A 7,085-nucleotide genomic window follows, 5' to 3' on the forward strand; every position below is an offset into this window, starting at 1 on the left:
AGCAGGAAACAAATTACAGAAACAACCGTTTGCAGGGGATAAGAATTAGTTTAGTTTTGGAAAAATTTACTTATGAAGCGCCTTAACCCTAAATATATACGCATAGCCGCATTTGTCCTTATCCCGCTGTTCCTCATATTGTTAATAGGCGGTTATATTGCCTATTCAAAACGCGAGGCCCTGCTCCAAAAAGCTATCGTCAAAGCTACTGCAAAAGCAAAGCACGATTATAATTTGGATGTAAAAATCGGCTCGGCCCATTTTACCGGCGCCGCAACAGTTTCTTTTTCGGATGTTACGATAGTGCCCGAGCAGCGTGACAGCCTGCTGCGCATCAAAAACTTTGTGGTGAGTGTTAAGCTGTTACCACTTATAGTTGGTAACATTAAATTATCGGATGTTTTATTACAGGATGGCTTTATCAACCTCACGAATATTAAAGGGGTTAAAAACTTTGATTTTTTGTTTAAAAAGAAACGCGACACTACATCAACAACCAAGGCCGATCTATCAGTACTGGCCAACAACCTGGTTAACGAGGTGCTATATAAAATACCCGATAATCTTACGTTGAGCAATTTTGTGGTAAGTTTTAAGGATGATAGCACACAATTAAAACTACTTGCAAAAACAGCGCAGATAAAAGATGGTAACCTTACTTCAACCATTGATGTTGATAACGGCGAATCTACCTGGCATTTTATGGGTAAAATGCACCCATCTGATAAAAACATCGATATAAAACTTTATGCCGATGGCAAAAAGATAGAATTGCCCATTATACAGGAAAAACTTCACCTGAAAATAAATGCCGATACCATATCAACCAAATTAACCAAGGTTGAACATAGTGGGGGCGAAACCCGGATTTACGGATCATGGGGGGTAAGTAACCTGCTCATCAATCATCCCGGCTTATCGCCCGGCGATATTGTTTTTCCTAAGGCATCCATTGATGCCAATTTGTTTGTGGGTAGTAATTACGTGTCTATTGATAGTTCGTCAACAATTCATATAAAAAACCTGGTAGCCAGGCCGTATGTAAAATACACGCTCAATCCAACCAAAATATATGAGCTTAAAATGAATACCGACTGGCTTAATGCCACCGATGTTTTTGACTCCTTTCCACAGGGAATGTTTGATGCCCTGGATGGCATTAAGGTTGCCGGAAAGCTGAAATATAGCATGCATTTTTATATGGATGCAACTAAGATAGACGACCTGCAATTTGATTCTCGTTTGGATAAGGATGGCTTCCGGATAATTAAATATGGCAAAACAGATCTGGGTAAGTTGAACAGCCCGTTTGTTTACACGCCTTACGAAAAAGGAAAGCCGCAGGCGCCGCACCTCATTGGCCCGGACAACCCCGAATTTACACCGCTGGAACAAATAGCCCCCAATCTGCGCAACGCGGTTATGACTGCCGAAGATCCTTCATTTTATAACAACCATGGCTTTGTAGAAGAAGCGTTCCGCAAATCATTGGCAACCGATTTTAAAACCAAAAAGTTTAAACGCGGTGCCAGCGGTATATCTATGCAGCTGGTTAAAAACTCGTTTTTAAACCGCGATAAAAACCTGGTCCGCAAAATTGAGGAAATATTGATTGTTTGGATCATCGAAAACAACCGCATTATGACCAAAAACCGGATGTTGGAGGTTTACCTGAACATCATTGAATGGGGCCGCAACATATACGGTATTAATGAGGCATCGCATTTTTATTTTGGCAAATCGCCGTCAGAGCTTACCCTCGGCGAGAGTATTTACCTGGCCAGCATTGTTCCGTACCCTAAAGGGGGCTTATACGCGTTTCAGCCCGATGGCAGCCTGAGGCCCGGCTTGCATGGCTACTTTAACCTGATAGGCAAGTTGATGGCCGAAAAGGGCCTTACACCACGCGATACCAGCGCCTACGGATTTTATAACGTTAGGTTAAGGGAAGGTTTAAGGGAAAGAATTGCGCCTATTGATACCGCAAAAGCTGATAGCCTGATGAAACAGGGTGGAAACGATGACAATGAAACGTTACCCGTTATTGAAGAACCTGTAAAAAAGCCAACCTTTTTTCAGCGCCTTTTTGGTAAAAAAGATAGCGTAGAGCAAAAGAAAGAACAGGTAGAAAAGCAAAAAGAAAAAACGGCCAAAGAAAAGCTTAAAGAGCAGATTGAAGCCCTTAAGCTGGATTATAAAAACCGGATTGATAATATTGATACAGCCGGCAAAACCCGGAAAGACATTCGCCAGGAAAAACGACGGCTTAAAAAAGAAGAAAGCGATAAAGAAGACGAACTGAAAGCTAAAGCCAATTTATAGTTTACGGTGACATGACGAATTTAAATGTTTAAACATCTATTTTTGTCTCAACAAAATTAGAAATCGTCATGTCACTAATAGATCAATTACAAAAAAGGGCCGCTGTAAAAAAATTCGACCCTTCTAAAAAAATAAACGCCGGGCAGTTAGATCAATTGCTAAGCGCCATACAACTGGCTCCATCGTCATATGGCCTACAATCATTCAAAGTGATTGTAGTTCAGGATGCCGAAACACGACAAAAGTTGCGTGCAGCAGGTTATAACCAACCTCAAATCACAGATTCATCGGCATTATTCGTTTTTGCCTCTCTAACTTCGTTGGACGAAGCTTTTGGCAAAAAATTTATCGACCTGGTTGCCGATATTCGTAGCGTAGAACGTGAAAGCCTTGCCGGGTACGAGCAAATGATTTTAGGCAGATTAAGCAGCCATACAGATGAGCAAAAATTAGCCTGGTCGCATAAGCAAACTTACATTGCTTTGGGTGTATTGGTATCCGAAGCTGCTGAATTAGGTATTGACGCAGCGCCAATGGAAGGTTTTGATGCCGCCCAATTTGATGAGATACTGGGTTTAAAGGAATTAGGCTTAACCACCTCTGTTATTGCCGCCGTTGGCTACCGTGCCGACGATGACGTTTACAGCAAAATGCTTAAAGTGCGCAGGCCAAAAAGCGACCTGTTTATACATGTTTAATTTTTTGTTCATGGTTCATAGATCATGGAGATAAACAAACAGGCGATGGCAATATCTGTCGCCTGTTTACTTATATATATTGCTAAATCAGACAATGAACCATGAGCTATAGCCCATGAACAAATATTACTCACCCAAAGAACTCCTCCTGATAAACAATTTAGATTTTAAAACCACGTGCCGCTTGTGGTTTGATGCCGTTTTATGCTCCAGTGCTTCAAAAAGGAGGTTAGCAGCTTTGATCCCCATTTCGTAAGCAGGCTGGGTAATTGTTGATAGGGCAGGGCTTAACAAGGGAGCTATTCCCAAACTGGAAAAACTAACTATTTTCAATTGCTTGGGAATTTGTATTCCCAAATCGTTACAAACATAATAAGTGGCAAATGCCAAACGCTCAACCGAGCTAAAAATCCCATCGGGTTTTATTTCCTGCAATACCTTGGCCAATATCTTGTAGTTTACCTTTTCATCGTTACTACAATCAATCACCAGTTCATCGTCAAAGGCTACTTTATGCTTTTTAAGGGCATCCATATAACCCTGCATACGCACCTGTCCAATAGAAATACTTTTGTTTACTACCAGGTAGGCTATCCTGCGGCAACCTGTTTGCAACAGATGCTCTGTGGCATCAAAGCTACTATCATAATCATTGGTGGTTACCTTAGCTGCATCAATATCTTCATATACCCTGTCGAAAAACACAACAGGAACATTTTTTGATTCCAGCTGGCGCAGGTAATTATGGTCGTTGGCCTCGCCCGATACCGACATGATGATACCGTCAACCTTTCCGTTGTTCAGGTAATTTACAAATGAAACTTCCTTTTCAAAAACATCATCGGTTCTATACAGCAAAATATAAAAACCCTTTTTACGGGCAACCTCTTCAATGCCGTTTATGGCTTGCGAAAAAAAGTCGTTGGCTATTTCGGGTATAATAACAGCCAGCGTTTTGGTTTTTTTATCCCGAAGGTTACTGGCGTAATGGTTGGGCAAAAAGTTATGCTCTTTGGCAAAAGCCAGGATGCGTTCTTTGGTATCTTTATTAATATCAGGGTTGCCGTTAAAAGCCCTCGAAATAGTTGACGTAGAAATATTGAGCTCCTTCGCCAGTTTCTTTATATTAACAATATCCATTATCTCGTAAATCTTTTATCCAGCCAAATGTAACAAAACTCATCTATTAACTACCGAAAAAACGGGTGCAATTAATGCTAAATATGTTAAAATCATATCATAATGTGTACTCCTTTCACTACGGTAAAATATAGTTTAACTGCAAGTTAATCAATGGCATGCGCTTTGCACACCTAAACAAGAAGGGATGGAAAAGAGCATGGCAAAGAAAATATTGATACTTGATAATGATGAGCTGATGATAGAGGTAATGACCTATATTTTAACAGCCAGCGGATATGACGTGGTATCGTTTAGTGACGCCGGTAATATTTTCAATGATATTAAAGCCACACACCCCGATTTGATAATCCTCGACGTGCTTTTACCAGGTATGGATGGTCGTGATATTTACAAGCTGATAAAACTTAACCGCGACACCAAAAACCTGCCGGTTATCATTTGCTCGGCCGCGGATGATATTGGCAAATTTTTAAACCAAAGTGGAGCCCCTGATGATGTGCTTCACAAGCCGTTTGGTATCAACAACCTGATTGAAAAGGTAGAATACCAGTTGGCGGCTTAATGGCATATTCCTGTGCATGGTTTTTAATTCGCTGGTAATTAGATATTTGCATATAATGTGGTGTAATTGTAGTTTCTTTTTGCTTTTTTAGATGCCTGGATTTGTATATTTACCCGGAGAGAAGACACAGATGGGACTGCCACTAAGAATAACGTACAACGATACCGACCTTGTTTACCAGGTTAACACATCGCCAATAAACAAGACTACCAGCGAACTTGAAATTTTGCTGAACGGCGAAACAATCACTCTTCAAAAAGATGAACGCAGTGTATGGATACAGCAAGGTAACGGCCCGCTGATTGATCCCGAACTGGCGCAAGCTTTGGGGAGATCAGTTTCGTTGAGGTTTAGGATGTAAGTGCAATTAGCTTACTTCGTCGGCTATTATCGAAAGGGTTTGTCCTTTTAGTTTATCAAGTTGGGTTTCTATCCAGTTACTTTCAGCCATATCCAATATTAAGCCGATAAGCTCCCCTCCCGGCACCCTCACAAATTCTACACTTTTAATTTTTACAAGTACCTGGCAGACTGAAATAAAATTACCGGCGGCTATGGAACCACCTGTAATTTTTCCTGCGACTGCAAGCCCCCGGCCCATGACCCGAAAGTAATTATGGAGCAGAAAATTACCACAGGTTATCTCGCCAATATTCATAACCCAAGGTAACGTTTTTCAAAAAAACATCCAACCTATTGCGTTAAATTACAACAGGGAAAGCATAGCTATGCCCATTACTATCATCAACCCATCTTCAATAATGGTAACAGTGCTCATAGGCAGGTTAAATACGGCCCCAAGGCATGCACAACGGATTTGTTGCTTGCTGAGCACGCTTTTTAATACCCCGATTAAACTTACCAACATTACCACGATAGTAACGATATTAATGATGAATGGCGCAAGGTTAACTGCAAATGACAGGCCTAAACCAAGTTCGATAAAAACATACAGATATCCCCATCCGCGCCAGGCGCGGGCAACAACATCATACATGGCATAACTATCGGCAAAGCCCCGGATATCCAGTAATTTAAAAAATGAGAACACAAGAAAAAAGCCACTCATAAAAATGCGCATGGCCACCATCAGATCAAAACTTTTTGCATTATAGCCCGCTATGATAGCAGCCACGGTAATATAGCCGAAGATGAGCAGGATGGGTTTATATGTTTGCAGCCAGGTTTTATTCCCGGCATCGTCAACATTGTCTACTATATTCCGGTGATGAGGCTTAGCATCGGTTAACTGGTATTTTGGATGCGCGGCAAGCGCTTTCTGCAAATCGGCTGTGCCAATGTGCCGGTTCATGGTAATATCAGCCGTTCCTTCGGCAAGGGAAATATCTACTTTTTGAACGTGGTTTACCTGCGATAATAGGCTTTGAACTTTGGCCAGGCAACCGGTACAGGTCATTCCGGTAATGTTATAGGTATGTGTCATGATAATTGAGTTTTAATTAACTGACACAAATTTACTGCGGCTTATGCCCTGTGCTGTTACAGGATTATGGCTATGCTTTATAACATTTACAGGTCTTCAATATTTTTGCGCTTGCTGCCTTGCAGATTTTTAAATGCAGATGTGGTCATCCCGGTAAGCTGTTTAAACTGGCTTGACAAATATGCCACGCTGCTGTAACCCAGCTGGTAAGCAATTTGGGAAAGGCTGAGCTCGTTGTAAACCAGCAGTTCCTTAACTTTTTCTATCCTTTGGGTGATGTAATATTTTTCGATAGTAGAGCCCTCAACTGCCGAAAAAAGGTTACTGAGATAGCCATAATCGTAATTGAGCCTGTCTGCCAGCACCGCCGAGAGTTTTAAAGGCGCCGGGGCATCAGTATAATGTACCTGCTCAATGATGATTGTTTTAATTTGTTCAATCAGGCGGCTTTTCTGATCGTCAATCAGCTCAAACCCCAATTTGTTTAATGAGGCTGTCAGTTCCATTTGCTGTTGGTTTGTTGGAGGGGTTTTAATTTCCACTTCGCCAAGCTCAACATCAAGCACCTGTAAGCCCACTTTTTCAAGCTCGCTTTTTACAACCATTTTGCAGCGGCTGCAAACCATATTTTTAATATATAGCTTCATGGCGGTAAAATTACGCTATTAATCGAAAAACAAACCACCCTGAATATATGGGTTTGTTAGTTTACAACATGGTGCAATGCTCCGGTTTATATAATGTTGAGATACTATGACCGGTTTGTATGGTATCCAACCGAACACCAATGACTAATGACTAATGAACGAGTGAACTAAAGGAACGCAAAAAAGCCCTTGACTGTTTCCAGCAAGGGCTTGATTTAAGATTTGGCACCGACCTACTCTCCCACGTTTTACCGCAGTACCATCGGCTC

Annotated in this window: 8 protein-coding genes; 4 read left to right on the plus strand and 4 right to left on the minus strand. The window is 41.3% G+C overall.

Annotation, left to right across the window (positions count from 1 at the left end):
• Positions 1–72 precede the first annotated feature (72 nt).
• Together BMX56_RS24020 and BMX56_RS24025 are read left to right on the plus strand one after the other, a co-directional pair.
• A complete protein-coding gene (locus BMX56_RS24020; protein WP_090652234.1) occupies positions 73–2,322 on the plus strand; it encodes a transglycosylase domain-containing protein in 2,250 nt (749 codons plus the stop codon).
• A 68-nt stretch (positions 2,323–2,390) separates the two neighbouring features.
• On the plus strand, positions 2,391–3,020 hold the full coding sequence (locus tag BMX56_RS24025; protein WP_090652235.1) for a nitroreductase family protein: 630 nt from the start codon (positions 2,391–2,393) through the stop codon (positions 3,018–3,020).
• A gap of 126 nt (positions 3,021–3,146) precedes the next feature.
• Here the strand turns inward: BMX56_RS24025 and BMX56_RS24030 are convergent, their stop codons facing one another.
• On the minus strand, positions 3,147–4,160 hold the full coding sequence (locus BMX56_RS24030; RefSeq protein WP_090652236.1) for a LacI family DNA-binding transcriptional regulator: 1,014 nt from the start codon (positions 4,158–4,160) through the stop codon (positions 3,147–3,149).
• A gap of 187 nt (positions 4,161–4,347) precedes the next feature.
• Between BMX56_RS24030 and BMX56_RS24035 the strand changes: the two genes are divergently transcribed.
• Both BMX56_RS24035 and BMX56_RS24040 read left to right on the plus strand, forming a co-directional pair.
• Complete coding sequence (locus BMX56_RS24035; protein WP_090652237.1) at positions 4,348–4,725, plus strand: response regulator; 378 nt, start codon at positions 4,348–4,350, stop codon at positions 4,723–4,725.
• A 91-nt stretch (positions 4,726–4,816) separates the two neighbouring features.
• On the plus strand, positions 4,817–5,086 hold the full coding sequence (locus tag BMX56_RS24040) for a hypothetical protein (RefSeq protein WP_255369906.1): 270 nt from the start codon (positions 4,817–4,819) through the stop codon (positions 5,084–5,086).
• Between the two features lie 6 nt (positions 5,087–5,092).
• Here the strand turns inward: BMX56_RS24040 and BMX56_RS24045 are convergent, their stop codons facing one another.
• The 3 genes from BMX56_RS24045 to BMX56_RS24055 form a co-directional block, all read right to left on the minus strand.
• Positions 5,093–5,383: a hypothetical protein gene (locus BMX56_RS24045; RefSeq protein WP_090652239.1), complete on the minus strand. Its 291-nt coding sequence runs from the start codon at positions 5,381–5,383 to the stop codon at positions 5,093–5,095.
• A gap of 48 nt (positions 5,384–5,431) precedes the next feature.
• Complete coding sequence (locus BMX56_RS24050) at positions 5,432–6,169, minus strand: heavy-metal-associated domain-containing protein (protein ID WP_090652240.1); 738 nt, start codon at positions 6,167–6,169, stop codon at positions 5,432–5,434.
• A gap of 86 nt (positions 6,170–6,255) precedes the next feature.
• Positions 6,256–6,816, minus strand: a complete 561-nt coding sequence (locus BMX56_RS24055; RefSeq protein WP_090652241.1) for an AraC family transcriptional regulator — start codon at positions 6,814–6,816, stop codon at positions 6,256–6,258.
• Between the last annotated feature and the right edge of the window lie 269 nt (positions 6,817–7,085).

This window comes from Mucilaginibacter sp. OK283 (assembly GCF_900110415.1).
Lineage (GTDB): Bacteria > Bacteroidota > Bacteroidia > Sphingobacteriales > Sphingobacteriaceae > Mucilaginibacter.